At 45.0% G+C, this 25969-nt stretch carries 26 protein-coding genes; 12 read left to right on the plus strand and 14 right to left on the minus strand.

The features are described from left to right. Positions 1-4: 4 nt before the first annotated feature. Genes S2091_RS01095 through S2091_RS01110 form a run of 4 tightly spaced genes read right to left on the minus strand, consistent with a single transcriptional unit; the run spans position 5 to position 3431 of the window. Complete coding sequence (locus S2091_RS01095) at positions 5-715, minus strand: histidine phosphatase family protein (protein WP_105529930.1); 711 nt, start codon at positions 713-715, stop codon at positions 5-7. Positions 716-717: 2 nt separating this feature from the next. Further along, complete coding sequence (locus S2091_RS01100; RefSeq protein WP_105529931.1) at positions 718-1083, minus strand: DUF1304 domain-containing protein; 366 nt, start codon at positions 1081-1083, stop codon at positions 718-720. A gap of 2 nt (positions 1084-1085) precedes the next feature. Continuing rightward, the gene (locus S2091_RS01105; RefSeq protein WP_423828225.1) at positions 1086-2159 is read right to left on the minus strand and encodes a phosphotransferase family protein; all 1074 of its coding nucleotides are present in this window, start codon (positions 2157-2159) and stop codon (positions 1086-1088) included. Positions 2160-2180: 21 nt separating this feature from the next. Beyond that, entirely contained in the window at positions 2181-3431 is a 1251-nt protein-coding gene (locus tag S2091_RS01110) for an acyl-CoA dehydrogenase family protein (protein WP_105529933.1), read from the minus strand. An 89-nt stretch (positions 3432-3520) separates the two neighbouring features. Here S2091_RS01110 and S2091_RS01115 point away from each other — a divergent pair, with 89 nt between their 5' ends. Then, positions 3521-4429 carry a LysR family transcriptional regulator gene (locus tag S2091_RS01115; protein ID WP_105529934.1) on the plus strand — a complete coding sequence of 303 codons (909 nt, stop codon included), beginning with the start codon at positions 3521-3523 and terminating at the stop codon, positions 4427-4429. Positions 4430-4539: 110 nt separating this feature from the next. Then, positions 4540-6273 (plus strand): glutamine--tRNA ligase/YqeY domain fusion protein, encoded by a 1734-nt coding sequence (locus tag S2091_RS01120; protein ID WP_105529935.1) that lies wholly within the window; start codon positions 4540-4542, stop codon positions 6271-6273. A 51-nt stretch (positions 6274-6324) separates the two neighbouring features. Here S2091_RS01120 and S2091_RS01125 read toward each other — a convergent pair whose 3' ends face one another. Then, on the minus strand, positions 6325-6654 hold the full coding sequence (locus S2091_RS01125) for a hypothetical protein (RefSeq protein WP_133166837.1): 330 nt from the start codon (positions 6652-6654) through the stop codon (positions 6325-6327). 208 nt (positions 6655-6862) lie between these two features. Here S2091_RS01125 and S2091_RS01130 point away from each other — a divergent pair, with 208 nt between their 5' ends. Together S2091_RS01130 and S2091_RS01135 are read left to right on the plus strand one after the other, a co-directional pair. Further along, entirely contained in the window at positions 6863-7924 is a 1062-nt protein-coding gene (locus S2091_RS01130; protein WP_423828222.1) for a M29 family metallopeptidase, read from the plus strand. A 60-nt stretch (positions 7925-7984) separates the two neighbouring features. After that, the gene (locus tag S2091_RS01135) at positions 7985-8611 is read left to right on the plus strand and encodes a glutathione S-transferase family protein (RefSeq protein ID WP_105529937.1); all 627 of its coding nucleotides are present in this window, start codon (positions 7985-7987) and stop codon (positions 8609-8611) included. A gap of 144 nt (positions 8612-8755) precedes the next feature. Here S2091_RS01135 and S2091_RS01140 read toward each other — a convergent pair whose 3' ends face one another. Continuing rightward, a complete protein-coding gene (locus S2091_RS01140) occupies positions 8756-10555 on the minus strand; it encodes a TonB C-terminal domain-containing protein (protein WP_105529938.1) in 1800 nt (599 codons plus the stop codon). Between the two features lie 223 nt (positions 10556-10778). On the opposite strand from S2091_RS01140, the gene S2091_RS01145 reads away from it, so the two are divergent. From S2091_RS01145 to S2091_RS01165, 5 genes are all read left to right on the plus strand, one after another. Next, positions 10779-11177: a LiaI-LiaF-like domain-containing protein gene (locus S2091_RS01145; RefSeq protein ID WP_105529939.1), complete on the plus strand. Its 399-nt coding sequence runs from the start codon at positions 10779-10781 to the stop codon at positions 11175-11177. After that, positions 11174-11908 carry a LiaI-LiaF-like domain-containing protein gene (locus tag S2091_RS01150; RefSeq protein WP_105529940.1) on the plus strand — a complete coding sequence of 245 codons (735 nt, stop codon included), beginning with the start codon at positions 11174-11176 and terminating at the stop codon, positions 11906-11908. Before S2091_RS01145 ends, S2091_RS01150 begins: the two co-directional genes overlap by 4 nt. 20 nt (positions 11909-11928) lie before the next feature. Beyond that, entirely contained in the window at positions 11929-12981 is a 1053-nt protein-coding gene (locus S2091_RS01155; protein WP_105529941.1) for a sensor histidine kinase, read from the plus strand. Positions 12982-13001: 20 nt separating this feature from the next. Further along, positions 13002-13721: a LytR/AlgR family response regulator transcription factor gene (locus S2091_RS01160; RefSeq protein ID WP_105529942.1), complete on the plus strand. Its 720-nt coding sequence runs from the start codon at positions 13002-13004 to the stop codon at positions 13719-13721. Between the two features lie 166 nt (positions 13722-13887). Beyond that, entirely contained in the window at positions 13888-14445 is a 558-nt protein-coding gene (locus S2091_RS01165) for a hypothetical protein (RefSeq protein WP_105529943.1), read from the plus strand. A 71-nt stretch (positions 14446-14516) separates the two neighbouring features. Here S2091_RS01165 and S2091_RS01170 read toward each other — a convergent pair whose 3' ends face one another. Beyond that, complete coding sequence (locus tag S2091_RS01170) at positions 14517-15710, minus strand: amino acid aminotransferase (RefSeq protein WP_105529944.1); 1194 nt, start codon at positions 15708-15710, stop codon at positions 14517-14519. 298 nt (positions 15711-16008) lie between these two features. On the opposite strand from S2091_RS01170, the gene S2091_RS01175 reads away from it, so the two are divergent. Then, complete coding sequence (locus S2091_RS01175; protein ID WP_243405263.1) at positions 16009-16248, plus strand: hypothetical protein; 240 nt, start codon at positions 16009-16011, stop codon at positions 16246-16248. A gap of 56 nt (positions 16249-16304) precedes the next feature. Here S2091_RS01175 and S2091_RS01180 read toward each other — a convergent pair whose 3' ends face one another. Beyond that, complete coding sequence (locus S2091_RS01180) at positions 16305-17168, minus strand: HDOD domain-containing protein (RefSeq protein WP_105529945.1); 864 nt, start codon at positions 17166-17168, stop codon at positions 16305-16307. A 256-nt stretch (positions 17169-17424) separates the two neighbouring features. Here S2091_RS01180 and S2091_RS01185 point away from each other — a divergent pair, with 256 nt between their 5' ends. Next, positions 17425-17931, plus strand: coding sequence for a DUF1993 domain-containing protein (locus tag S2091_RS01185; protein WP_105529946.1), 507 nt, complete (start codon positions 17425-17427; stop codon positions 17929-17931). Between the two features lie 58 nt (positions 17932-17989). On the opposite strand, the gene S2091_RS01190 is transcribed toward S2091_RS01185, so the two are convergent. From S2091_RS01190 to S2091_RS01200, 3 genes are all read right to left on the minus strand, one after another. Beyond that, positions 17990-18259: a type II toxin-antitoxin system RelE/ParE family toxin gene (locus S2091_RS01190; RefSeq protein ID WP_243405264.1), complete on the minus strand. Its 270-nt coding sequence runs from the start codon at positions 18257-18259 to the stop codon at positions 17990-17992. Between the two features lie 2 nt (positions 18260-18261). Beyond that, entirely contained in the window at positions 18262-18717 is a 456-nt protein-coding gene (locus tag S2091_RS01195; protein ID WP_105529948.1) for a hypothetical protein, read from the minus strand. A gap of 98 nt (positions 18718-18815) precedes the next feature. After that, complete coding sequence (locus S2091_RS01200) at positions 18816-19466, minus strand: DUF1345 domain-containing protein (RefSeq protein WP_105530178.1); 651 nt, start codon at positions 19464-19466, stop codon at positions 18816-18818. Positions 19467-19784: 318 nt separating this feature from the next. On the opposite strand from S2091_RS01200, the gene S2091_RS01205 reads away from it, so the two are divergent. Continuing rightward, the gene (locus S2091_RS01205; RefSeq protein ID WP_105530179.1) at positions 19785-20645 is read left to right on the plus strand and encodes a GGDEF domain-containing protein; all 861 of its coding nucleotides are present in this window, start codon (positions 19785-19787) and stop codon (positions 20643-20645) included. Positions 20646-20721: 76 nt separating this feature from the next. Here the strand turns inward: S2091_RS01205 and S2091_RS01210 are convergent, their stop codons facing one another. From S2091_RS01210 to S2091_RS01220, 3 genes are all read right to left on the minus strand, one after another. Continuing rightward, on the minus strand, positions 20722-21390 hold the full coding sequence (locus S2091_RS01210) for an OmpW/AlkL family protein (RefSeq protein WP_105529949.1): 669 nt from the start codon (positions 21388-21390) through the stop codon (positions 20722-20724). Positions 21391-21443: 53 nt separating this feature from the next. Further along, the gene (locus S2091_RS01215; protein ID WP_105529950.1) at positions 21444-22562 is read right to left on the minus strand and encodes an SGNH/GDSL hydrolase family protein; all 1119 of its coding nucleotides are present in this window, start codon (positions 22560-22562) and stop codon (positions 21444-21446) included. 284 nt (positions 22563-22846) lie between these two features. After that, positions 22847-25966 (minus strand): efflux RND transporter permease subunit, encoded by a 3120-nt coding sequence (locus S2091_RS01220; RefSeq protein ID WP_105529951.1) that lies wholly within the window; start codon positions 25964-25966, stop codon positions 22847-22849. Positions 25967-25969 lie beyond the last annotated feature (3 nt).

The raw sequence follows: 25969 nt of genomic DNA on the forward strand, positions 1-25969 counted from the left end.
TAATTTAGCGATAAGTGATTAAACTTTGATCATTGTGTAGTTCAAGATGCGCGATGGTATTCATACTGGCTAAATTTATTTGCCCATCGCTGTGCAATAATTTACTGACGCCGCTATTCACCATACCCACCATGAGTTGCATTAAATGCGTGTCAGGTACCGCCAGTAATTGCTGACAAGCCACACTAATTGGCCCGCCTGAAGTAAACACGATGGTGTTTTGAGTAATTAATTTTTCAGTGGTTAGTGCCTTCAATGAGCAACTCACACGAGTTTGGAAAGCACTCCAACTTTCTACATAATCCACATCGTTCTCGCCATTCATCCAGCGCGCCAACGCGTCAGAAAACATGCGCTCAAAAACACTACGCGGCTGATCCTGACTGGCTAAAAATTGCATCAACTGAAGTGAATCGGCAAATTCCGGGCGGCTTCGATGCAGTATTTGTTCATGATCAAATTCATTAAAACCAGGCTCCACTAACCAGTGTTGCGGATGCAAATGCTCTGGGGAGCCGAAGCCTTCCACAAAAGCTTCAGCACTTTGGTGATGCCGCTGCATCCCACCTAAAACCAATGTTTCTACCGACTGTTGCGATTGCCGCATCCACTGCCCCAACAACAGCGACTGACGTACGCCTAACTCAGAAAGTTGATCGTAATTTGCAGAACCAAAACTGGCCTGGCCATGACGTACTAAATAAATTGCATCCATTTTTATGCACCAATCAATACCAAAGCTAAAGCTAACATGGCAGGAATTCCTTGTATAAATAAAATAGAACGTTTTACCGTTACTGCACCAAAAACTGCTGCGACGATAACGCAACCCAGAAAAAAGAGTTGTAACTGATCTGCGTAGTGCGCATCTGGATGCACTAAACTCCAGCACAAACCAGCGGCCAAAAAACCGTTATATAAACCTTGATTAGCAGCCAGACCTTGACTGTCTTTGGCAAATTGCTCGGTCAGACCAAAAATTTTTCGGCCTTTGGGTTTGGTCCATAAAAACATTTCCAGCACTAAAAAATAGACATGTTCCAAAGCGACCAAAGCCACCATCAACATTATTGCGGTTTTCATTCTTATCCCCTTGAGTAATTCGCGATCAGTTTCAAACAACGCTTTTGCAGGTAATTAGTGATGTTTACAAACTCGGCAAATTGCGGATTCTTGTTTTGCCCATGATGATAACGATAGTATATTTGCTGAATAATGATCGCCAAACGAAACAGACCGAAGATGACATAAAAGTCGCTATTTTCAACCTCAAGGCCCATTTTCTCCAGGTAATAAGCAATCACCTCCTGACGCGTTAGCATGCCGGGCAAATGGGTAGGCTGACGGCGCATCGATAAAAAGATGGCATCGTCATCGCTTTGCGCCCAGTACGCCAGAGTATTTCCTAAATCCATTAATGGGTCACCCAGTGTCGCCATTTCCCAATCCAGCACGCCGATAACTTCTAATGGATTTTGCGGATTGAGCACCACATTATCAAACCGAAAATCATTGTGGATTAAACAGGTAGCTGCGTCTTGTGCTGGCTTGTGTTGCTCTAGCCAGGCAACTATCTCAGAAAAATCGGCCGAGTTGTCTGTTTTTGCTTGAACTGCCCGCTCGCTCCAGCCACTAATTTGACGCTGCACATAACCTGCGCCGCGCCCTAACCCTTGCAAACCGGCGGCTTGATAATCGATTTGGTGTAACGCGATCATTTTATCGATCACGTTCAGGCATAAAGTATGCGTATCTTGCACTGTCAAATTTAGACTTTCCGGCATATTTTGACGTGGAATAATGCCGTGTATGCGCTCCATGACATAAAAATCACATCCCATAATAGTGCTGTCTTCACAAATAGCTAGCACCTTTGGTACATAGTTATAGACTGGCTTCAACGCTTGCATCAACTTGGCTTCGCGCACCATGTCATGTGCCGATTTCGCTTTATGACCGATTGGGGGGCGACGCAAAATCAATTCGGCATCAGCGTATTTCAACAAATACGTCAGGTTGGATGCGCCACCCGGAAATTGGCTTAGCTCTGGTATGCCATTCAAGTTCATGCCCGCATTGTTTAAAAACGCGGTAATTTGTTCCAGCGGCAATTCTTCACCGCTGCGTACTTTACCGGCTTGATCTAGTAGCGTCATAATATGGCCTTCTTTTTGTATGCGTTATAAAGAGTTTCGATACGGCTTCAATTCAAGCTTGGCTATCATGCTGCGATGAACCTCATCTGGGCCGTCAGCCAAGCGCAATATTCGCGCGTTGGCGTACATGGCGGCAAGCGGCGTATCCGCGCCAACACCGGCAGCGCCAAATATTTGTATCGCTTGGTCTATCACCATTTGCGCCACATTCGGTGCCACAACTTTAATCTGTGCAATCTCGCTCATGGCCGCTTTTACCCCAACGGTATCGATCATCCATGCGGCTTTTAAGGTCAGCAAACGGGCCTGTTCAATTGCTATACGCGCGTTGGCGATGATGTCTGAATTACCGCCCAAATCTGCCAATGGCTGACCAAATGCCACACGCCGCACAGCACGCTTACACATTAATTCCAGGGCACGTTCTGCTGCACCGATCACCCGCATGCAATGATGAATCCGCCCCGGGCCTAAACGCCCTTGGGCAATTTCAAAACCACGTCCGGCACCGGCAATAATACTGCTGACGGGCAAACGCACATTGGTAAAACTCACTTCACCATGTCCGTATGGTTCATCCTGATCACCAAACACCGACAACATCCGTTCAATTTTCACACCAGGTGTATCCATCGGTACCAGCACCATCGAATGACGTAAGTGTTTTGGCGCTTTCGGATTCAGGTCAGACAAACCCATAAAAATCACAACACGGCAATCAGGGTGGCCAATACCGGTGCTCCACCATTTAACACCATTCAATACCACTTCATCGCCTTCCACTATTGCCGTTGCTTGCATATTGGTGGCGTCGGAAGAAGCGACGTCAGGTTCCGTCATACAAAATGCCGAACGAATTTCACCACTTAATAACGGCTGCAACCAACGCTGCTGTTGCTCAGCAGAGCCGTATTTAACCAGCACTTCCATATTGCCGGTGTCTGGCGCGTTGCAATTAAAGACTTCAGGCGCAATGAATGAACGCCCCATAATTTCAGCCAGCGGGGCATAGTCGGCGTTACTTAGACCTATTAAACCTGTTAAGCCTGCACCATGCACTTTATTATGTTCATCGGCGGCTAAAAATAAATTCCATAATCCTGCCTGTTTGGCACGCGCCTTCAAGTCTGCCATGACCGGCGGTACAACCCAAGGCCGTTCTCCACGTTTAAGTTGGCTAAAATAAACGGCTTCGGCAGGTATAACGTGCTCAGCCATAAAGTCTTGCAAGCGATTGATATACGATTGTGCAGTGCTGGAAAAAGCGAAATTCATGGGATGCTCCGGTTAGGCTGGATTGAGCATTTTAGGCATACAATTAAAATCAATCCAATGAATAGTTTGAATCACCTATAATTCATTTTATGCATATAAGCCGAATCGATTTAAACCTGTTTGTGGTGTTTGAAGCTATCTATAGCGAAGGCAGTATTACCCGCGCCGCCAAAACCATGAACCTGAGCCAACCAGCACTAAGCCACGCGCTTGGGCGGTTACGCGAATTACTTAACGACCCTTTATTTCAGCGCTTAGGCAGCAACATGGTGCCAACCCCATTAGCGCATAGCCTTATCGGACAAATTCGCACGGCGCTGCAAACCCTGGATGTCAGCGTTAATAATAGTCGGCGCTTTGACCCTTTGCTTAGTTCGCGCCAATTTACGCTGGGTTTTCGTGATGTGTTAGAAAGCACCGCGTTACCCAAACTCATCAATGCCCTACAAACAAGTGCGCCGCAAGTTGAATTAGCTAGCGTGAAAGTAGAGCGGAGTGAATTAGAGTCTGAATTAATGGCGGGTTCGCTGGATTTAGCCGTAGATGTATTATTGCCATTCCCAGCGCCCATCCGCAGACGCTTGATTTCACGCGACAGCATGGTTGTAGTAGCACGCAACAACCATCCTGGCATCAAAAAGAAGCTCACTTTAGCCAACTACCTCAAGCAAAATCATGTGCTAGTTTCATCGCGCCGGACTGGGCCTGGCTTGGAAGATTTAGAATTATCGCGCCAAGGCCACCAACGTCATATCGGCTTGCGCTGTCAGCATTATTTTGCCGCGAGTTTAGTGGTGAGTGAATCCGACTTGCTGCTGACCATGCCCGGTAAGTATGCGCAACTGGCTAACAAGCATTTAGACAATCAAATTTGGCCTTTACCCCTCAAAATGCCTCCTTTTGATGTGTATTTATATTGGCATGAAAATGCCGAGAATGACCCGGCCAATTGCTGGTTGCGTGAACTGGTCATGCAATGCTTTGGAGGAATTAGTTAATCTATTAGCACCTCAACCTCACTTTCACCTATACAAACCTTACAGGTGCGGCTTGCTACGGTAAAATGTCGCATAATTTTTTAATCTTTGACGTCTAGATCGCCTACAACATGAGCAATGAAATAAGTGCAACGCCTAGTTCTAATTTTTTACGCGCCATTATTGAGGCTGATTTAGCCGCTGGCACACATACACGCCCAGGTCTGCCGAAAGTCATTACGCGCTTCCCGCCAGAGCCTAACGGTTATTTACATATTGGCCATGCCAAGTCGATTTGCTTAAATTTTGGCCTGGCCCGCGACTATGCTGGACGCTGCCATTTACGTTTTGACGATACCAATCCAGAAAAAGAAGACCAAGAATACGTTGATACCATCATGGATTCCGTACGCTGGTTAGGTTTTGACTGGAAGCAGGACGAGGATGCGATTGAAACCGAATACTTGCATTACGCCAGCGATTATTTTGATCAACTGTATGCGATGGCTGAATATTTGATTCAAACCGGCTACGCCTATGTTGATAGCCAATCTGCTGCCGACATGGCGGCCAATCGCGGTAACTTTGGCGAAGCGGGAAAAAATTCACCATTCCGCAACCGCCCTGCTGCTGAATCTTTAGATTTACTGCGTCGCATGAAAGCCGGTGAGTTTGAAGACGGCGCACATATTTTGCGCGCCAAAATCAGTGAAGATGCGATGGCTTCGCCGAACATGAATATGCGTGACCCCGCCATTTACCGGATTCGTCATGCGCATCATCACCGCACTGGCGATGACTGGTGTATTTATCCGATGTACGATTTCACACATCCGTTATCGGACGCGATTGAACAGATTACTCATTCCATCTGCACCTTGGAATTCCAGGATCACCGTCCGTTTTATGACTGGGTAATTGAGCGTTGCGCCGAAGGTGGTTTCTTTAAACAACCGGTGCCGCATCAATTTGAATTCGCCCGTTTAAACCTGACCTATGTTGTCACCAGCAAACGTAAGTTGCGCCAATTAGTTGAAAATGGCACGGTATCCGGCTGGGATGACCCGCGTATGCCGACTATCGTCGGGATTCGCCGTCGTGGTTATACGCCGGAATCAATTCAATTATTCTGCGAACGAATCGGCGTTACCCGCTCTGACGGCTGGATTGATTACAGCACGTTGGAAGGATGTCTGCGCGAAGACTTAGACCCTAAAGCACCACGCACGGTAGCTGTGTTACGCCCATTGAAATTAATTATTGATAATTTCCCGGAAAACGTCAGCATCGCTTGCACCGCACCAGTTCACCCGCATCATCCTGAGCGCGGCAACCGTGAATTTAATATCAGCCGTGAATTATGGATAGAAGCCGACGACTTTATGGAAGTGCCAAGCAAAGGCTACTTCCGCCTGTTCCCCGGCAATAAAGTACGACTGCGTTACGGCTATGTAGTGGAATGCACCGGCTGCGATAAAGATGCCGATGGCAACGTGATTGCCGTGCATTGCACCTATTTCCCGGATAGTAAAAGCGGCACCGAAGGTAGCGCCAACTATAAAGTCAAAGGTAATTTGCACTGGGTCAGCGCTGCTCACGCCGTCGCAACCGAAGTCCGCTTGTATGATCGTTTATTTACCGACGCAAACCCGGACGCTGGCGGCAAAGACTTTATGACTTTGCTCAACCCGAATGCGCTGCAAGTGGTGAATGCTTATTTAGAAGCTGGAATTGAAACTGCGCAAGCGGATGACAAGTACCAGTTTGAACGGCACGGCTACTTCGTGGCTGACCGCGTCGATTCAACACCAGGCAAGCCGGTATTTAATCGGGTGACAACACTAAAAGATAGTTGGGGGAAGTAACACGTAATGATGAGAGGGGCATTGTCCCCTCTCATTAGCAAACCGACAAACTCAGGCTGCCATCGAAAACGCGTTAAGAACAAAATTAGGTAACACATTAATAACGCGAGCCACCTTTTTAATCCGTACTGGCGGATTCATTAAGTCTGCGATGCGCTGTTCTAACGCGGCAGCTTGGGTGCTCAGCACAAAATGCGCAGGGCGTTTAGTTTGGACAATACTCCAACGTACCACAGGCGCTGTGCCGGAATGATTCAACAAATCACGGCTGAGTAACCATTGTTCGAAGGAACGGGTTGGCAAATTACTTTCAATCCAGATTAAGTTATCTGATGACATTTGCTTACCATTATTACCGCGGATTAAGATTTCGTAGATCATGTTTTCCATTCTCCAAGTAGGAATCATCAATTAGCGATAATTTCCAACTAGGCCATATTGTTTGATGTACGACTAAAAACGCAGTCACTTCCAATTAAGTTGACAAAGTTCCGTTAATTTTTTTATGAATCTGTTTTGTAACGCAGATTTAGACGCAATCCAAACAATATCCATGCAAGTAATACAACTTTAGCACCACCTCATCATTATGGAAATGCACATTAGTCATCATCAAAGCACGCCGCCACTTTCATTATTGGAAACATTGGCAGATTCAAGCGCACAGCATGTCCATGATATTTTATCTATTGCGCTACAACATAATAAAACGCATTCCGCCGTCGTCGTGTTTGACCAGCGTTGTGAATTAGCCCAGATTCTTTGCGCGGCTTATCAGCGCTGCCTACCTAATGCACGTTTTATCAACTTTGATACCGTAACTCCAGAATTCGTTCTGGAGGCTTTTGCGCCATTAGTAGCGGCAGATTTAGTCGTATTAATTCAGTCTACCAATTTTCGTTTAGAAGCCTTTCGGATCCGGGTTGAACTATTTAAACGTCAACTAAAAGTGATTGAACATCCGCATTTGGCGCGTATGAATGACGAGCAAATCCCCTATTACGTTGCATCATTAGCCTACGACCCAAACTATTACCGCACCGTTGGACGCGCACTGAAGCAACGTATAGACCAGGCTCAACACGGCATGGTTGATAGCGGCGAAGGAGCGCAATTGATCTTTGGCAGCGCGTTTGAAGCGGCTAAACTAAATATTGGTGATTACAGTGAAATGACCAATATCGGCGGACAATTCCCGATTGGCGAAGTGTTTACTGAAGCGCAAGACCTGGAAGCAGTGCATGGACGGGTGCGAATTTTTGTATTTGGCGACACGAGTTTTACCGTCAACCAGCCCGAGCACCCAATTACCTTAATCATCAATAAAGGCCGCGTGACAGATGTAGAAAACTCCACGCCCGAATTTGATCTAGTCTTGCAACAGATTCGTGAAGCGGAGGGTGAAATTTGGCTGCGCGAATTAGGTTTCGGTATGAATCGGGCGTTTAGTGCCGAGCGTACCGTCAGCGATATTGGCACTTATGAACGCATGTGCGGAATACACCTGTCGCTCGGTGCTAAACATGGTGTATATACCAAACCGCAAATACGCCGGGCTGAAGCGAAATACCATGTTGATGTATTCGCCGCCACAGTCACCGTAAGTTTAGATGACGCGGTAATATATCGAGATGGTGCCTGGCAGGTTTAAGTTCATCGATTAGAATTTTTGCACCGAGTTTTGCACAACCACATACTTTTTAGGATAGCCATGATTACAGTACATCACCTTAATAATTCACGTTCACAACGGATACTCTGGCTGCTAGAAGAGCTAGGTTTAGAATATCAAATTATTCATTATCAACGTGATCCCATCACCCGTTTAGCACCGCCAGAATTAAAAGCCGTGCATCCATTAGGTAAATCTCCGGTTATCTCGGACGGTGATTTGGTAGTAGCAGAATCTGCCGCGATTATTGAATATTTAGTGCAAAGCTACGGCAACGGGAAGTTAACTCCCAAGCCTGCAACGCCAGCCTATTTCCGTTATCTTGAATGGTTGCATTTTGCCGAAGGTTCCGCGATGTTGCCGTTTTTATTAGCGCTGTACACCAGTCGTTTAGGTGACGCAGCGGCCGCCCTGCAACCACGCATCAGCGGTGAAATTAACAATCATTTGAGTCACATGAATAGTGCGCTGGAAGGTCAGGCATATTTAATGGGCGACGAATTTACCGCGGCGGATATTCAAAATAGCTTTGTCGCAGAAATTGCGCAAGCGCGCGGCCTGTTGGAACACTATCCCCATTTGGCCAGTTATACGCAGCGTTTTCAAGAGCGTCCTGCTTATCAACGGGCACTCAAACAAGGTGGCGAATACAAGCTAGGGGCTTAAGGTTTGCATAGGCTGTCCCTTGTGGACATCCGCAAGGGGTTAAAAGCGATACCTTCATTTACATCATTCCCGCGCAGGCGGGAATCCAGGAGCTCGTAAATTGAACAGTAATGGCACTTTCGTACCCAGAAAACTATCCACTGGCTAGCGCATCTCGTCAGTGATGCGCAACACATCATCAAATATCCACACCTGGCGAATATCAATCACATCGTATTTATTCGCCAAATTAACGGGGAACACACTGTAAGGCGCATTCACAGTCACAATGCGCCGCACTGCTTCATCCATATCTGGACGTCCGCTGGAACGCAATATCACGATATTTTCTACACTGCCGTCGCTGCGTATCGAGACCGTAACTATCGGGTCGGTATGCATATGATTTTTGGAGGATTGCGAGTAATTTAACCGGCCATTACCTTCCAGCTTTTGACGCCAGCTTTGTATATATAATTTCAAACCCACATCAATATTTTTACTACCAAATATCGAACGGCGCACTCCAGAAGTGTGCTCAGATTTGAGCGCAGGCAGATTTGCAGCTGCATTCGATTTAAGCGCATCGCCATTTTTATCAAAATCAAAAGAGCGGCCGGATAACAATTTATCTAAATTCGGTTTAGCCGCGCCGGAGCCTGCTCCAGCTGAAGAACCTGACGAAGTGCCCAACACTTCATCTAAATCGTTGCTACGTTGACGTTGATTTTCTTCAGCCCGCGCTTTAGCGTCTGCTTGAGCCTGCGCAGCAGCTCGACTCGCTTCCAATTTAAGTTCATTTTCGCGTTGCTGAGCTTTAAGTTGTTCCGCTTGCTGAGCCAATTTCATTTTCTGTTCTTGCTCAGCACGCTTTACCTCAGCTAATTCGCGCTCTAGCTGCTCTTTTTTAGCCTGTTCTTTTTTAAGCTGCTCTATACGAACGGCTTCTGCCAATTTGCGTTGCTCGGCCTCAAGTGCAGTGCGCGCAGCTAAAATAGCTTGTTCTGCTTTTTCACGTTCAGCTTGTGCCTGCTGCTTAGCCAATTCATCTTGTTTGAGTTTCGCTGCCAACTGCGCTGCAGCCTGAGCTTGCTGCTCCCGCTCTTTAGCTGCCTGTAAGTCCGCTTGCTGCTTCTGCATCTTTTGCTGATTCTCTTGCTCTTTTTTATGCTCTACTTCCTGCTCCAGCGCTTTAGCCTGTCTTTGTGCTGCGTCGGCGGCAGCCTGCTGCTGTTTCGCTTGCTCTGCTTGTTCTGCTTGCTCTTTTAATTGCGCTTCTTGTTTGGCAGCCTGTTTTTCTTCCAATTCTTTTTGTTTCGCTAGTTTTTCAGCTTCCTGCTTTTCAGCCGCAGCCTTCTCCGTCGCCAGCTTTTCTGCGTCCGGCATTGCTTCAATCGGTTTAGCTTGCTCCGGTTCTTCTATTGGCGGTTTAATCTCCGCTGGCAGCTCTTGTTCCGCCATCTGCGGCTCAATAACGGCTTGCTCTGCACTGGCAACTTTAAAAGTTGCGTCATTGAGTGTCGTAATTAGCTTTGGTTTTGTGCGCGGTGCTCTAACACTCGTTTTAGCGGGCGGAGTTGGAATTGGCTCAATAACTTTAGGAACTTCAACTGGCTTTGGCAACGGCACTAAATCAAAAGCAGTGGACGCTAATGGTGGTATTGGTAAAGGCGTGACAACCGGTGGCAACGTATCCGCCAGCTGTGAGTTCTCTATATGTGCAGTTGAATTAGCGGATGGGTGATTACCCGGATCTTGTAAATTAAGATGGATTTCAGGCGTACGTGCACGTCTATCCCCCAATGACAATTCAAAACCAGGCAGACCTTCTCCGTACTCACCAAATTGCAGCAGTAATAACACTGCATGCAAGGCGAGCGAAATGACTACAGCCACGAGAAGACGTGTCGTGGTTTTATCTGAGCTACGCCACCATTGCTGAAAATGCGTTACCCAGCTAGTCATGTCTTTGAGTGCCGCGCTGAATCAAAATTACCTCAAGCTGGAAATTGGAAGTGCTGAATTATCGCATAGGGTGGTTTTTCCATCCATTACCATCATTAAATCAAGCTAATTACTTTGGTTTCGCTAATCACCGACTTAACCCCGTCACTCACCGAAAATCGCAAGACTTTGTTATTGAGAGTGGATATCTTCTACTCACATTCACTTTTCAGGAGGAATTAACATGAATAACGATCAATTGACTCAGCTTAAATGCTACCAAGAAGGCGCTTCTTATCACGCCAGTAAAAAAATATTCTTTGGCCTGGCCTTAATAATAGTGGGAAGTCTTTTTTTACTTGAACGGTTTAACATCATTGAAAACAACTCCATGATGAATTATTGGCCGCTTATATTAGCTATGTTTGGTTTAAACAAGCTACTTTTTTCACAAAATACGCATCGTAAAATTAGTGGATTTTTCCAGATACTGCTCAGTTTTTGGTTGTTTGCCTGCCTGGCACATCTATGGGGATGGACTTTTGCGGTGACTTGGCCGATTATTCTTATCGCCTTAGGTTTGTGTTACATCACAACTACCCTATTTATAAAAAACAGCGTGAATAACGAAAGTGCATCATGAGCAAATATTCCGGCTACAAACGCCAACATAGAAGTCCGCAAAGCCGGCTTATCTTGGGTGTTTTCATTGTCATCATCGGTGTGTTGTCACTGATCGATAATTTAGGCTGGTTTGATACACATCAAATACTGTCATTTTGGCCAGTTGTATTTATCATTCTTGGCGTTTTAAGAATCAGCCAGCCACGCAACGGATCAAGCTATTTTTTTGGTGTCTCGCTCCTTGGTCTCGGCGTACTGCTGACTTTGCAAAATCTAGGGATAATTGCATTCCATTGGCGCGAATGGTGGCCAGTTTTAATCATTGCCATGGGTATTTCTTTTATTTTCAGGGGAGTAAATAGAAATGCCAATCAGTCGGAAAATAATGGCACTTTTTTGACAGACTCTACCCAGATCAATAACTCGGATTCAGTAGAAATAGTCGCCGTCTTGAGCGGCAGCAAATCTAGCAATGCGACGCCCAACTTTCAAGGTGGCGATATAAATACCTTTATGGGCAGTGTAGAACTCGATTTACGCAGCGCATCGCTACAAAATGAAGCGACTATTCATGTTTTTTCCGTTTTTGGCAGCGTTGAAATAAGGGTTCCAAACGACTGGGTGGTGGTATTAAATGGCACTCCTATTTTGGGTGGCATTGAAGATCAAAGCGTACCACCGATGAATTCGGCCAAACGTCTGGTCATTTCTGGCGTGGTAGTAATGGGTGGCGTTGAAATTAAAAATTAACTTATTAACTCAACTAATCCATGCATCCAATCCTCTCAGATCTGCGTAAATTAATCAGCTACCTCGTTGCATGGTTGTTGGTCGGTATGCTGATCGCCAAGTTTTTGGCGCTAACAGGGCTGGCTTCATGGAGCACCGCCCTACTTTTTTCTTTGCCGGTGGTTGTTATCTACGGCTTTGTTGCTAGCTCGGCTTACTATGTTTGCCGTTCTTTGCCGATGACTGGGCGGCGCTTAATCCCTACCGTTGTACTTTTTTGTGGCGCCTCATTGTTTTCCGGCGGCATCTGGCTAACGTTATGTTTAGGCTGGAATAATCTCGCGACGTCTCTCGACTGGTGGTCAATTACGTTCACCCCAAACAGTGTTTCGTTACTGTTTTCAGCTGGTTGTGGATGTTATTTAATTTCACTGCTATTGCACGATGGCTTAATTGCGCTCGATAACATTCGCAATGCCGAACTGAGTGCCGCAAAGTCACGTGTTTTGGCGCGTGAAGCAGAATTACACATGCTGCGCGCACAGATTAATCCGCATTTTTTATTTAACAGCCTTAATTCGATTAGTGCGCTGACCAGTATTGACACCGTAGCAGCTCGCGCAATGACGATCGCTTTAGCACAATTTTTCCGTCAGAGTCTTGCACTGTCAGAGCAGACAACTATTGCACTTGCCAAGGAAATCGCACTGTGCGACAGTTTTTTAGAAGTCGAAAAAATTCGTTTTGGCAGCAAACTGCAAAGTGAATTTAATATCGAAGATCAGGCTCAAATCGCCTTGCTTCCTCCTATGCTGTTACAGCCCTTGATTGAAAACGCGATCAAGCATGGCATACGCGATTTATCTGACGGCGGTGTCATTCGCTTAACAGGCCTGGTACGTGATAACTGGCTGCATATTTCCATTGAAAATCCATGCGATGAAACGCCTTCCAGCACGATTGGCAATGGCTTGGGTTTAAAAAATATCAAACAGCGCTTGATGAATGTATACGGTAACCAGGCGAGCATTCAATGGAATAAAACCGACACCAGTTTTTCAGTTGAAATAACCCTTCCGCTCCAATTAAGTTAAACAAAATAAGCTAAACAAAAATGAATATTTTAATTGTTGATGATGAATTATTGGCACGCCGCTTAACCCGCGAATATCTGAGCAAACATACGGATATGCAGATTATTGGTGAATGTGAAAATGGCCTGGAAGCAGTTCAAGCCATTAGCGAACTTGCGCCTGATTTAATTTTTCTAGATATCCAAATGCCGAAAATGTCAGGCTTAGAAGTGCTAGAAGTAACCGGGCGACAATCGGGTGTTATTTTTACGACCGCATTTGATGAGTACGCGCTGAAAGCATTTGATTTACACGCAGTCGATTATTTACTCAAACCGTTTTCGCAACAGCGTTTTGATGCAGCCTTAAATCAGGCGCGGCAATTAATTGGGCAGAAATCAGCCAACCTGATTAATTTAATCACCAAATCGCAATTAGACCGTATCGTGATTCGTGACCGCGGGCAACTGCACTTTATTTCAGTAAGTAAGATTGACTATATTGAAGCGCAAGACGACTACATCATGATCCATAGCGAAGGTAAATCGATTTTAAAAACACAGCCACTAAGCGATATTGAAGCGCAATTAGATGCCAAACAATTTGTGCGCATACATCGTTCATACTTAATCAATATAGTTAATTTAAATCGAATCGAACGAATCAATAAAGATAGCCTAAGCGCCGTATTGAATAACGGCACACAAATACCGATTAGTCGCGCGGGTTACGAACGTATTCGCTTGTTAGTTGACTGCTAAACATCGTTTGCTTAAAAAAACGGCGCTTCCCAAAAATATATTTAAGCTACTCTGTCCGAATCAATTCGGGACGGAGGATAATAGAGGGCTGAATGAAGAATGACAGCACGACTTAAACAACTGTGTTTCGTGCTTATTTTTTACACTTTTTTGGAAGCAACGCATTTTGAATACGAAAAGAAATAAACGCTGGAATGGCGATGTAGCAACCCTCTCTGCAGCTTATCTTAAAAATGTTATCGAAAAAATGCAGGCCTACGGCGATAACGCACAATTTTCAACTAACGGCACAATTCATGGCCCTAATTACCAAGTCATCAACACGGCTGGTAAAAAAATGTCCTTTGATAGCGGTAATTTGTTAATTCAAACTGACGAAGAAGAATTTACGAGCAAAATCTCAGCCACTATTTACTCATTGGAACAGGTTAAAGCGCTCTTAGTCAGAATCAACTCCCCACTTGTAAAAACTACTGCAACCCGCACACGCCGTGTCGCAAGTAGTACGAGCGTAGGAACAACCAGCAGCCCACGCGGTGGTTCTGCTTTGGCAAAAGCTAAAGAACAAATTGCGATTCAAAAATACGAATATTACAAAACCAATCGCGCTACTTTGCCGTCGGATATCCGTGAACATTCCGAAGAAATTACCCGCATGATGGAAAGTGGTATATCAGCCGAAGAAGCATTTACTGAAGCAAGTAAGCTGTGTTTTGATCATTAAGATTTAAGCTAGGTTAATAAAAAAGGGGCTGCATCGTATGATGCAGCCCCTTTTTTTTATCCAGCTATTAATTAAGCCAACACAGCCGCCATCGCATTCGCGGTAGCTTCCACATTACTTGTATTTAAACCAGCCACGCACATACGGCCTGAGCGCAAAATATATACGCCGAACTCTTCTTTTAAGCGATCGCATTGTGCCGGGTTTAAACCGGTGTAGCTAAACATGCCGTGCTGAGTTAAGAAATAACTAAAATCACGCCCCGGTAATTTTGCACTAAGTACCGCATGCAATTGACGACGCATAGCTTGGATGCGCAGACGCATCGCTGAGACTTCGGCTTCCCATTGCGCACGTAATTCTGGATCAGTAAGCACCCGCGCGACCAACTGACCACCATGCATAGGCGGGTTAGAATAGTTACGGCGGATATTGGCTTTGAGTTGCCCCAGCACGTTCACGGCTTGTGCCGCATCTGGGCAAACCACACTTAATGCGCCACAACGTTCGCCATATAAACTCATGCTTTTTGAGAACGAATTCGCTACAAAAAAGCTGATGCCGGAATCGGCAAATAAGCGCACCGCATAAGCGTCTTCTTGAATGCCTGCACCGTAACCTTGATAAGCTAAATCAAGGAAAGGAATTAATTCACGCTCTTGCAGCACCGGCAGTAATTGCTGCCATTGTTCGTTGTTTAAATCAACTCCGGTCGGATTGTGGCAGCACGCATGCAGTAAAACCACGCTGTGTTTTTCGGCTTTTGATAATGCCGCCAACATCGCATCAAACCGCAAACCGCCAGTGTCTGCGTCGTAATACGGGTAAGTTTCTACTGTGAGGTTAGAGCCTTCAAATACGGCGCGATGGTTGTCCCAAGTTGGGTCACTCACCAAAATCGTCGTATTTGGAAAATAGCGTTTGATGAAATCAGCACCGACTTTTAAACCACCGGAAGATCCCACTGTTTGTATCGTCACTACGCGTCCGGCTTGTAACGCAGCATGCTCTGCTCCGAACAATAAATGTTGCACCGCTGTGCGGAAATTGGCTGCGCCTTCCATCGGTAAATAAGGGCGCGCTCCTGCTTCGGCAACAACTTTAAGTTCTGCAGCACGCACTGAAGGTAACATCGGAATTTTGCCGGCATCATCAAAATAAATACCGATAGAAAGATTAATCTTATTGGTACGCGGATCTTTACCAAACGCTTCATTCAGCGACAAAATCGGGTCACCCGCATACGGCTCAACATGTAAAAACATACAAAAAATCTCCAGAAGAAAAACGAATACCGAATGTTACACCACAACGTGCGCTCACTAAATTGCAGGAGTATGTGAAAAATATTATTTTGAGCTATTCATTGTTGAAATTGAATTATTTTACAGGTTCAGCCATCGCCACCGAGCCTATCACATCCCGCGCTAAACCTATTTTGTAAACAAATTATCAATGAGCACAACCAGCAACACTACTGTTTATTTTTACAGGTACTGGTTGCATGCACAGTGTTTCTGATTTATATTAATCACAGCACTTAACCAATTCAGGGAGATAACCATGGCTTACTTAAATACGACTTATCAGTTGCAATCAAGTTTTAACAGCGCATCTTCAACCATTAACAGTTCATTTTTGCTGCGTTTTGGCCCAAGAGAAGTCAGCGTTTGCAAAGATTTTCGCAAACGTTTTTATCCAACGAACCCAGTGATTGAATGCCGCGCTGGTGTGAATGCCGGGCATGTTGAGGTTTTATTACTGCGCAGATGGTTGGTGGTTTTTTCTAAAGCAGAGCATTAATTAAGCAGCGTTGTTTTATGTGGGTAGGCGAACATCGTCTTATTTTATGCACGCAATCAACTAATTGATCCCAGCAGCTGATCTAATTCTATTTTAGTAGATTCACGCAATTGTTCGCTTTTTTCAGCATCAAGCTCTAAATGAAGTAATACCGTAGGGAGTTCATCCCAGTTCAATTTCCGTTTTGATCTGTCATCAAAATGTGCATCCAAAATATCAGCAGCAACGATCACATCCGTTAAATCGAGCGCACCCAAATGTTCATATTTCGGGTTACCAAAATTTTGAACGGCATTACGAATATCATCGGAAACTTCCCAATTTTCTAAAATGGCCGCACCAATATTAGAATGCCAATCATCCACCACATTCCAGAGCGCCTGATGTGAGGTAAATAGCGATTGATAATGTTTAGCCCGATTCAAAATATAAAATTTACCAACATCGTGTAACAAGCCAGCTAACATGGCGTCATCTGGATTTACCTTGGTCAGATTTTGTGCAATTACGTGCGATAACGCAGCAACCCGCAAACTTCGACTCCATAATCCTTCCATCAACACAGAAATCTCACCATTCACGTCTTGATGCGCGGCAAGTTGCTTCATCCCAACAGCAATCGTTAAATTTCGCACCTTGGCAAAGCCAAGTCGCATCGTCGCTTTGCGTAATTCGGTGGTCACTTTGCCGGTAGAGTTAAATGCCGCTGAATTACTTAATTTGAGGACCTGGGCTGACAAAACCGGTTCAGTGCTGATGATACGTGCCAGATTATCATTAGAAATATTGTCCTGTATGATCGCATGCCGGATATTCATGGTGGTTTTCAAGGAAGTAGGAAATATCAGCACGGGTGCTGAAAGATCTGCGGTAAGTCCTTGTATAAATTCAAATTCGCTATTATTGACAGTCGTTGTCATAGTACAAATTCCCAGTCACTTTGAAAGCATGATGAACTTAATAAAGTGTTACCTGTAAGTATTCCCCTCTGAACCATACGCCGATTTGGCTGACTTTCTTAGTTTAGGCGAATAAACTATTTGTTAAAGCCTTAAAGTTCGCTCCATCAAATCTTGCATTTTGGGATTTTAGTGCCATCTTGGTTAATGCAATTGCGTAATAGCTTTAAATTGAATAACCGCAGCCCCTTTTTTTAATAATTCACTAAGGAAAATCATGACTATTTCTATGTACAACGCCTCCGTTCCTGTTTTTAAACAAATGCTTGCCAGCATGAGTCACGTATTAGCCAAGGCTGAAGTTCACTCTAAAGAAAAAAAGATTGATCCTGCAGTATTTTTGCAAGCACGCTTGTACCCAGACATGCTGCCTTTAGTGCGCCAAGTGCAAATTGCCGCTGATTTTGCTAAAGGTGTTTCAGCACGACTAGCCAATGTCGAAGTGCCGACACATGAGGATAACGAACAAAGTTTTGCTGACTTACAAGCGCGTATCAGCTCAACACTGGCATTTATAGAATCGTTGAACCAAGCGCAATTTGAAGGCGCTGCTGCGCGTGAAGTTATTTTGCGTCCAGGCACACCGAAAGAGAAAAAATTTACCGGATTAGCCTATCTGTGCAGCTATGGCTTGCCGCAATTTTTCTTCCACGTGACAACTACCTATGCGATTTTGCGTCATAACGGCGTAGAAATTGGCAAGGGCGACTTCATGGGGCTTTAATCTACATGTAGATTAAACAAAAAAACGGCGTCTTTAAACGCCGTTTTTCATTTTTCCCTCAAGGCCATTGTTGGGCCACATGCTTCACGCGCAACACTTCTGCAATCTTGCCAACAATTCGGTAAATCAAAATGCAATTGGGATGCACCACCAATTCTCGCGTTCCCTTCACTCGCCCTACACGCCCCAGCGTTGGATGCTGGTCAAGTTGTGCGGCTTTCTGAATCAACATGTCACCCATTTCAATTGCGGCTCTTGGGTTATCTTGTGCGATATAAGCAATAATTCCCCTATGGTCAACAATAGCAGCAGGTTTCCATAACGGCAAAATCAGCGCCCCATGCTTTCAGCCCGTTTGAGCAATGCTGCGCGCTCAATCGCCCACTCAGCCTCAACTGCGCTTTGCGGCACACTGGGCCGTGGGTCGTCGATCGCTTCTTGTACTTGTTGCGTAAGCCAGCCTTGGTAAGCGGCGGCTTCATGAGCATTCTTCATGCGCTCGGCAGCGTCTGCTCGCTTGCGATCAGTTTTCTGCGCCACGGGGTCAAAGTGGCTAGCATCTACTTGGTATTTGGCAATGCCAATATCCTTGAGGTAGGCAACAAGCGTTTCAAATTTACGGAAGATACGGAGTGCGCCACGCTTGGCTGCCAAACCTCGCTCAGTCATTCCGTACTGAATAACCACGCCCCAGCCGCCAGGTTGGCCAATAATTTTGGCCCCGTGAACAACTCCGGCCTCAACAAGGCGTTCTAGAGTTGCATGATCGATAGTATCAGTCGTCATTTCAGTACTTCTTAAATTTTAATTAGTAAGTAAAACTATACCCGTTTAATAATAAAACGGGAGACTCTGATTAATAAAAATTCAGTTCCGAAGAATTTTCAAGACCCAACCAACCCTGCAGCAATATTTATCGACAACCCTAATATTGCCATATTGAACCAAAAACTCAGCACCGATTGCGCTAATGCCGTTTTACGGATTGCGCGTGAAGTCAGTGTGACATCGGAGGTTTGAGCGGCAACGGCGATGGTGAATGAAAAATACAAGAAATCCCAGTAATTTGGCTGCAGATTTGCATCAGGAAAACGCAGCGCACGTTGTTGCGGTGACGAGCGGTAATATAATTTTGCGTAATGGAAGGTAAAAATCGTTGCAATGAAGCACCAAGAACCTAACACCGTCGCGCCAGTGACTCCGTAGTGCAATAATTTATGGGCTGGCGTTAACTCTTTCATTGAACCCAATTCCAGAATGATTGCCACTAAACTCGCGGTTGCTGCGAACGACATAATTGCAACTATCGCCAAATCGGCTTTATCTTCCTGTTCGGCTAATTGCGCTACTTTTGCTGGCGTGGCACGAACCATTAACCATAGCATCAAGAATAAGTAGGCCCACACAGCCGCATTCCAACCTAGCAACACACGAGACAATAAATTCCATTGCATTGGAAGCAATAAGCTAAGCATTGTGCCTGACATAAATGCAATGACTAACCTCGGTCGGCTTTTTACTAATTGGACTATCATTTTTGCCTTTAAAAATAAAAACTGCTTAAGAATGTAAAGCGGAATGTAAAACACAGGGTATTCATCGCATGAACATTTAACTGCTTATCGTAATATGACTTTAACCTAGGGCTTAGCTCTATCTTTTCTTGTATTAGTTTCCTAAAATAAATTCGACAAGTTTCAGCGATTTTAAACATTGATTGTTGTGAGGTAATTGTGGAACTACTCAAACTATTTGCAAATTCCGACTACCGGGCTCGTAATTTACAATTATTTCACGACATTAGCGAGAGCGATCTTATTGCAATTAATAAACTAATTGCATCATGTTGCATCATGCTGGTAAAAGCTGAGCAAGCCGTTATTACCGCGCATACCACCGATAATCGCCTCTACATTGTGCTAAACGGCACACTTGAAGTGCAATCGCATGAAAACACCGGCGGTTCAGCCGCCAGTAACGTGCAATTTTTGGCAGGTGAATGTGTCGGTGAACTTTCAGTATTAGACGATGAAGATCAACCGCACACAATTATAGCTGTCGGCGATAGTGAGTTATTAGTCATTGAAGCAGATACATTATGGCAATTGATTGATGAATCCAACGGGGTAGCACGCAATTTGTTACGGCTACTTTCATTCCGGATTCGCACTACCAATGCGCTGTTGCGACGTCGCCATAAAGTCGGTGAATTTTATCGTCAAATGTCCATGATCGATGGTTTAACCGGCATCCACAATCGCGCCTGGTTGCACAGCCAGTTACCACAGTTAATTGAACGTTCCCATGCATCGTGCAATCCTCTTTCCATCATCATGGCGGACTTGGATCATTTCAAACTATTCAACGACACGCACGGCCATATCATCGGTGACGATGCCATACAAAGTGCCGCTAAAATATTAAATTCCACGCTGCGTCCGACTGACTTTGCAGTACGCTTTGGCGGCGAAGAACTGCTCGTTATATTGCCTGACACCGCCAAAGAAGCCTGTTTTTCAGTTGCCGAACGCTTGTGCTCCAAACTGGCACAAACCACGGTGTTAAACGATGTGCACTTACCTTTGCCGCACATCACTGCCTCATTCGGCGTTGCCACTTTAGCTGCAGGGCAAGATATTTTTACATTTATAGCCGCCGCCGATACTGCACTTTATCGCGCTAAAAATGCCGGACGCAACCAGGTTTCACATTAAATATTTAATAACATATAAAAAAAGCCGTTCATATGAACGGCCTTTTCATTTACAACATCACTTTATTCACACCAGCTTAGAAACGATAGCCAATTGAAGCCTGCGTCACAACCGGGTTCAATGCCGTAGCAATGGTTTGACCAGTTGACAATGTTGTCGTAGTTTTGACAAACGATTTATTCACTGAAATATCGATATACCACTGCTTGTTAATCCATGAAGTAATCCCGGCTTGCGGAACAACACCCCAAGCATCTTTTACTTTAAATGTTGTACCTGAACCACCTGGGTTAGTGATCGCGGTTAACACGGCATTCCCGGTTTCATCTTCAAAGTGAACGTAAGTTACGCCCAAACCAAGGTAAGGACGGAAATTTGAGCTCGTTTCAAAGAAACGGTATTGACCAAATAACGTCGGCGGCAATTGCTTTACAGTTCCAATAACGCCCACGCCTTGAATTGAACCCGCGCCATAGATGTCATGTTTTAGCGGAATACCACCATAAAATTCAGCTGAAATATGGTCGGTAAACATATAAGTACCAGTGAGCAACAAAGTGCCCGCCGTACCCACATCCATTTTCGTACCAGGCAAACTTGGTGCGCTCAAATTACCACTAGAAACCACTGGGTCAAAATACGCATAACCAGCTTTAACCATGATAGTGCCGGCTTCTTGCGCCATCGCGCCAGCACTAGCTGAAAGCAATAGTGCGCAACCCATTAATTTAACGATTTTTTTCATTCCATCTCCAATTCTTTGAATATGCTCTAAGTCAACATTGACCAAGCTATGAGTTATAACCAACCTTTAATGGCCATTTGGCTTGAAACATATCGTGCAATAAGGATATTGCCGTATGGAGTTGGATGTACTTGATCGGCAAATTCGTAATGGCTAATGTCACCTGCGATGACATTTTTTGCGCTACAGACTAAGGAAGAGCTAAGTGGATTCACCGCTGGAGCCAAATTACATGCGGTATCAGTTACATCCGTCAAACCGTAGGCAGATGGATTCATCACTTGGCTAGTTGAAACGGTATTCACATCAACTATCAGCACATTTGAGCTAGTTAATCCCGCTTGTAGCTGACTATTAAATGCCGTCACCATGCTCTTAATTACCGCACGTGCGCCTGGGAAAGCAGCTTCAGACTCATTACCAAACGGTGTTGTGGAGAGATCAGGTATGTTCAGAACAACGACGTATTTAGCGCCATTTGCCAAGATCATCGTATTGATGTAACCCGCTAATTGAGTACCCGCCAGTGTCATCGCTTGCACCGCTGCAGCGGCTGTTTGCCCACCGCCCAGATAATATTCAGTATTAACGATTGCATCGTTACCACCAGCTAACAGAAACACGACCTCGTTTCCGCTGAAAGAACCGCCATGCGCGGTAAGGTGATTTTGAATCTGCGTCACAACAGGCACAGTCAATTGTCCCAAAAGCGCGCTACCATCTACAGGGTTTCCATTTGGAAATGGGCCTACATTGGCGTTACCAGGACCATACGGATAAGTAACCATTGCGCCACCTTGTGCGTAACCAGTACAGCCAGGTGTATGCATTACGACTGGTATGCTCAGATCGTAAGCTGCGGCACCATTTAAACCAGTTTCAGCAGGGCACGGAGCAGATTGATGGAGTGTAGCCGCCATTAATTCAGTCCAGTTTGTCGGTGCCGGCATGCCATTAGCAAGTGCCGCATTAACGGTATAACGGCCGCCGCCTGACGAGCCAATTAAACCCACAGCGTAAGTACCGACATCACTTAAGCTGTCGCCAAAGCTCACTTGTGATGAAAATTGAACTTTAGGAGCTTGATTACCCGCACTCCCGCCACCACCGCAACCTGCCACTAAGACGGCGATTGCCGCTGCAACTACCAAAGAAAATTTATTTTGACGCATTTTTAGCTCCTATTTTTTGCTTTTTTAAATAATTCAATGAAACTCAACAGCAATATAGATGTTGATTTACTCTTTCCGTAAGGCTATTCAATTGGCCTTATCTTCTTCTCAAATAACAAAGGAAAGAAACGACTGTTCCTTTCCTTTGGGTGGGATTATGTCATTCACCCCTTAGCTTGCCTAGGAGGAATAACTATTTAGAGTGTTTCTTCGGAAATTAAACAACGACCAAACTCAATTCGTGACGAATTCCCTCGTATTTACATCAGTAACTATTGATTACCTTACTCAGTGACAACAACGGATTTAACCTCAACCACATCATGATGTCCTTTGCCCTTAAAAATCCGTAAAGCGCGCTTACCCCAGCTATCCAGATAACTGTATGCCACCGGCACAACCACTAAGGTCAGCAATGTGGAGGTAATAATTCCACCGATCACGGCTCGACCCATCGGCGCTTGTAATTCACCACCTTCGCCCACGCCGATTGCCATCGGCAACATACCAAACAACATCGCCAGTGTCGTCATCATAATTGGGCGCAATCGCACTTGCCCGGCTTCTAATAAAGCATCATGTTGCGTTGCGCCATGACGTTGTGCCTGATTGGTAAAATCCACCAGCAAAATAGCGTTTTTAGTGACTAAACCCATCAACATAATGAAGCCGATAATGGAGAAAATATTTAAGGTGCTGCCGGTAATTAACAATGCGCTAAACACGCCGATCAATGACAAAGGTAAAGAAACCATAATCGCTAACGGCTGCAAAAAACTGCCGAATTGCGAAGCCAATACCAGGTAAATAAAGATCACCGCAATGCCGAGCGCAGCAACCGCGGACATAAAGGAGTCTTGCATATCTTTAGTTTGTCCACCCACATCAAAGCTATAGCCAGGTGGCAATTGAATTGTACTCACCAGTTTTTGCACATCGGTTCCGACGTCGCCTGTCGTACGACCATCTACGTTGGCATAAATACCGACCCGTCGTTGTAAATTTTGGCGCTTAATGACTTGAGGACTATTTGAAGGAATAAATTCCACCACTTGGCGTAACGGAATCATCATCACTTTACCGTCGGCAGTCAGCCGGTTACTCGCCACACTTAAATCGGCTAAATCGGCAATTTTTTCACGACCTGATTTTGGTAACTGCACGTTAATTTCGTAATTTTGCCCGTCCGGCGCCAACCAATGATTGGTCGTATCACCCTCAATAAATGGGCGTAAAGCAGTACCAATTTGCTGAATCGACAAACCCAGATCGCTGGCTAATTCATTATTTACTTTAACGGTCACCGAAGGATTAGAAGCCGTCATACTGTTTTCTAATTCAGTAATGCCTTTAATCGCGGCTATTTTTTGCATCACATGGTTAACCACTTCTTTTAATTTATCTGGATCCGGACCAAGAATCGCGACATAAATCGGCTTATCAAAACCAACCGACAGATCTGCTCCGGGAATGCTACTCAAGCGTCTGCGTATCAATTGTTCAATTTGTTTTTGAGACGGACGTTGCGTCGTTTTAAGATCAACCAGTTTCAAACCGACGGTCGATTCGTTACGATTACCATCACTACCCACGGTGGTGTTAATCGTCTTAATTTCTTTAAACTCCCGCAGCGCGGCTTCTACTTGCAATAACTTGCTGTTGTTGTAGGCCAAACTTGAACCAACCGGCGTTTTAAATTTAAGCTGAATAAAGCCATTATCCGTGTCCGGCATCATGTCGGTACCAATAAATGGCAACAAGAAAAAACTGCCGATAAACAAACCAAACGCAAACATTAACGTAGTTTTACGCCAGCGCAAAGCCGACTCCAAAATACGCCCGTACACCACATGCAAGGCTTCAATTCCTATTTCAATTTTTTGCATTAAACGTTCTAACCAAGGCAGATATTTAAAGCGGCTTTCTACTGGATCTTGCCAAATTGAAGACAACATCGGATCTAACGTAAAGCTCACAAATAAAGACACCAGCACCGCCACTGCGACGGTAACGCCGAATTGAAAAAAGAACCGGCCGATAATTCCATCCATAAACGCCACAGGCACGAAGACCGCGACAATCGCCAAGGTAGTTGCTGTGACAGCTAAACCAATTTCATTGGTACCATCACGCGCTGCTTGAATGTGGCTTTTGCCCATCGCAAAATGCCGGACGATATTTTCACGCACCACAATTGCATCATCAATTAACAAGCCGATACACAGGGACAATGCCATTAAAGTAAGGAAATTCAGCGTAAAACCAAACGCATGCAAAGCGATAAAAGTAGCGATGACGGAAATCGGTAAAGTTAAGCCAGTAATGATGGTGCTGCGCCATGAATGCAGAAATAAAAATACGATCAAAATAGTTAAAGCCGCACCTTCCATAATGGTGCTCTTAACCCGGTCTAACGAGCCCTTAACTTCAGAAGCGCTGTCGAATACGGTTTGAATTTCTACATCTTCAGGAAGATTTTTCTTTAATTCTGCTACCGTTTCTTTAATCGCATTACCTACATCGACGATGTTGGCATCTTGAATTTTGACGATATTTAAATTGATCGCAGGTTCACCATTAATGCGGGAAATAGATGCTTCTTCACGCGCACCATCGATAATATCGGCCACTTGTTCCAGCAATACCGGATTATCAAAACGACGCGCTACAATGATTTTTCCAAAAGAGCGCGGATCTTTTAACTTGCCTTCTATGCGCACCAGTTTGTCAAAACCATCTAAGCTGATCCGCCCTGCTGGCATATCTTGATTGGTGGCTTGAATTGCTGCGACCACTTCATCCACGCCCACATTCATCGCGGTCATTTTCGCGGGATTTAACTCCACCAGAATTTGCCGCGCCACGGTGCCGCCCACATCGACTTTGCCGACTCCCGGCACACCTTGCAAACGCTTAACAATAATTTGTTCAGTTAACGTCGATAAATCGCGCAAACTGCGGCTTTTTGAAGTAATGCCTAATGTCGTGACAGGTTGAGCATTATCTCCATCAAAGCGGGAAATAAACGGCTCTTTCACATTCTTTGGAAAGCCAGGTCGCACCGAGGCAACCTTATCGCGCACATCCTGAACCGCCCTATCCATATTGACGTTCAAATTAAATTCTATATACGTCTGGCTGCGTCCCTCGTAGGAGCTAGATAAAATTCGCTTGATACCGTTCACAGTATTCACGGCTTCCTCAATCGGCTTAGTGATATCTGTTTCAATTGCTTCAGGTGCCGTACCGGGATATTGAACGGAAATAAATAGGCCGGGAATTTCCACATTAGGCATTTTTTCCACACCCAATTTTTGGTAGGAAAATAAACCCAGCACCATCAAGCCCACCATCACCATCGTTGCAAAAACGGGGTGGTTAATACTTACTTTAGTGATCCACATGGC

The organism is Solimicrobium silvestre (assembly GCF_002976435.1).
Taxonomy (GTDB): domain Bacteria; phylum Pseudomonadota; class Gammaproteobacteria; order Burkholderiales; family Burkholderiaceae_D; genus Solimicrobium; species Solimicrobium silvestre.

Bases quoted from the DNA above. Each gene is read 5' to 3' on its own strand.
- S2091_RS01095 (WP_105529930.1), bottom strand. From the start codon at position 715: ATGGATGCAATTTATTTAGTACGTCATGGCCAGGCCAGTTTTGGTTCT.
- S2091_RS01100 (WP_105529931.1), bottom strand. From the start codon at position 1,083: ATGAAAACCGCAATAATGTTGATGGTGGCTTTGGTCGCTTTGGAACAT.
- S2091_RS01110 (WP_105529933.1), bottom strand. From the start codon at position 3,431: ATGAATTTCGCTTTTTCCAGCACTGCACAATCGTATATCAATCGCTTG.
- S2091_RS01115 (WP_105529934.1), top strand. From the start codon at position 3,521: ATGCATATAAGCCGAATCGATTTAAACCTGTTTGTGGTGTTTGAAGCT.
- S2091_RS01120 (WP_105529935.1), top strand. From the start codon at position 4,540: ATGAGCAATGAAATAAGTGCAACGCCTAGTTCTAATTTTTTACGCGCC.
- S2091_RS01125 (WP_133166837.1), bottom strand. From the start codon at position 6,654: ATGATCTACGAAATCTTAATCCGCGGTAATAATGGTAAGCAAATGTCA.
- S2091_RS01130 (WP_423828222.1), top strand. From the start codon at position 6,863: ATGGAAATGCACATTAGTCATCATCAAAGCACGCCGCCACTTTCATTA.
- S2091_RS01135 (WP_105529937.1), top strand. From the start codon at position 7,985: ATGATTACAGTACATCACCTTAATAATTCACGTTCACAACGGATACTC.
- S2091_RS01140 (WP_105529938.1), bottom strand. From the start codon at position 10,555: ATGACTAGCTGGGTAACGCATTTTCAGCAATGGTGGCGTAGCTCAGAT.
- S2091_RS01145 (WP_105529939.1), top strand. From the start codon at position 10,779: ATGAATAACGATCAATTGACTCAGCTTAAATGCTACCAAGAAGGCGCT.
- S2091_RS01150 (WP_105529940.1), top strand. From the start codon at position 11,174: ATGAGCAAATATTCCGGCTACAAACGCCAACATAGAAGTCCGCAAAGC.
- S2091_RS01155 (WP_105529941.1), top strand. From the start codon at position 11,929: ATGCATCCAATCCTCTCAGATCTGCGTAAATTAATCAGCTACCTCGTT.
- S2091_RS01160 (WP_105529942.1), top strand. From the start codon at position 13,002: ATGAATATTTTAATTGTTGATGATGAATTATTGGCACGCCGCTTAACC.
- S2091_RS01170 (WP_105529944.1), bottom strand. From the start codon at position 15,710: ATGTTTTTACATGTTGAGCCGTATGCGGGTGACCCGATTTTGTCGCTG.
- S2091_RS01175 (WP_243405263.1), top strand. From the start codon at position 16,009: ATGGCTTACTTAAATACGACTTATCAGTTGCAATCAAGTTTTAACAGC.
- S2091_RS01180 (WP_105529945.1), bottom strand. From the start codon at position 17,168: ATGACAACGACTGTCAATAATAGCGAATTTGAATTTATACAAGGACTT.
- S2091_RS01185 (WP_105529946.1), top strand. From the start codon at position 17,425: ATGACTATTTCTATGTACAACGCCTCCGTTCCTGTTTTTAAACAAATG.
- S2091_RS01195 (WP_105529948.1), bottom strand. From the start codon at position 18,717: ATGACGACTGATACTATCGATCATGCAACTCTAGAACGCCTTGTTGAG.
- S2091_RS01200 (WP_105530178.1), bottom strand. From the start codon at position 19,466: ATGATAGTCCAATTAGTAAAAAGCCGACCGAGGTTAGTCATTGCATTT.
- S2091_RS01205 (WP_105530179.1), top strand. From the start codon at position 19,785: ATGCTGGTAAAAGCTGAGCAAGCCGTTATTACCGCGCATACCACCGAT.
- S2091_RS01210 (WP_105529949.1), bottom strand. From the start codon at position 21,390: ATGAAAAAAATCGTTAAATTAATGGGTTGCGCACTATTGCTTTCAGCT.
- S2091_RS01215 (WP_105529950.1), bottom strand. From the start codon at position 22,562: ATGCGTCAAAATAAATTTTCTTTGGTAGTTGCAGCGGCAATCGCCGTC.
- S2091_RS01220 (WP_105529951.1), bottom strand. From the start codon at position 25,966: ATGTGGATCACTAAAGTAAGTATTAACCACCCCGTTTTTGCAACGATG.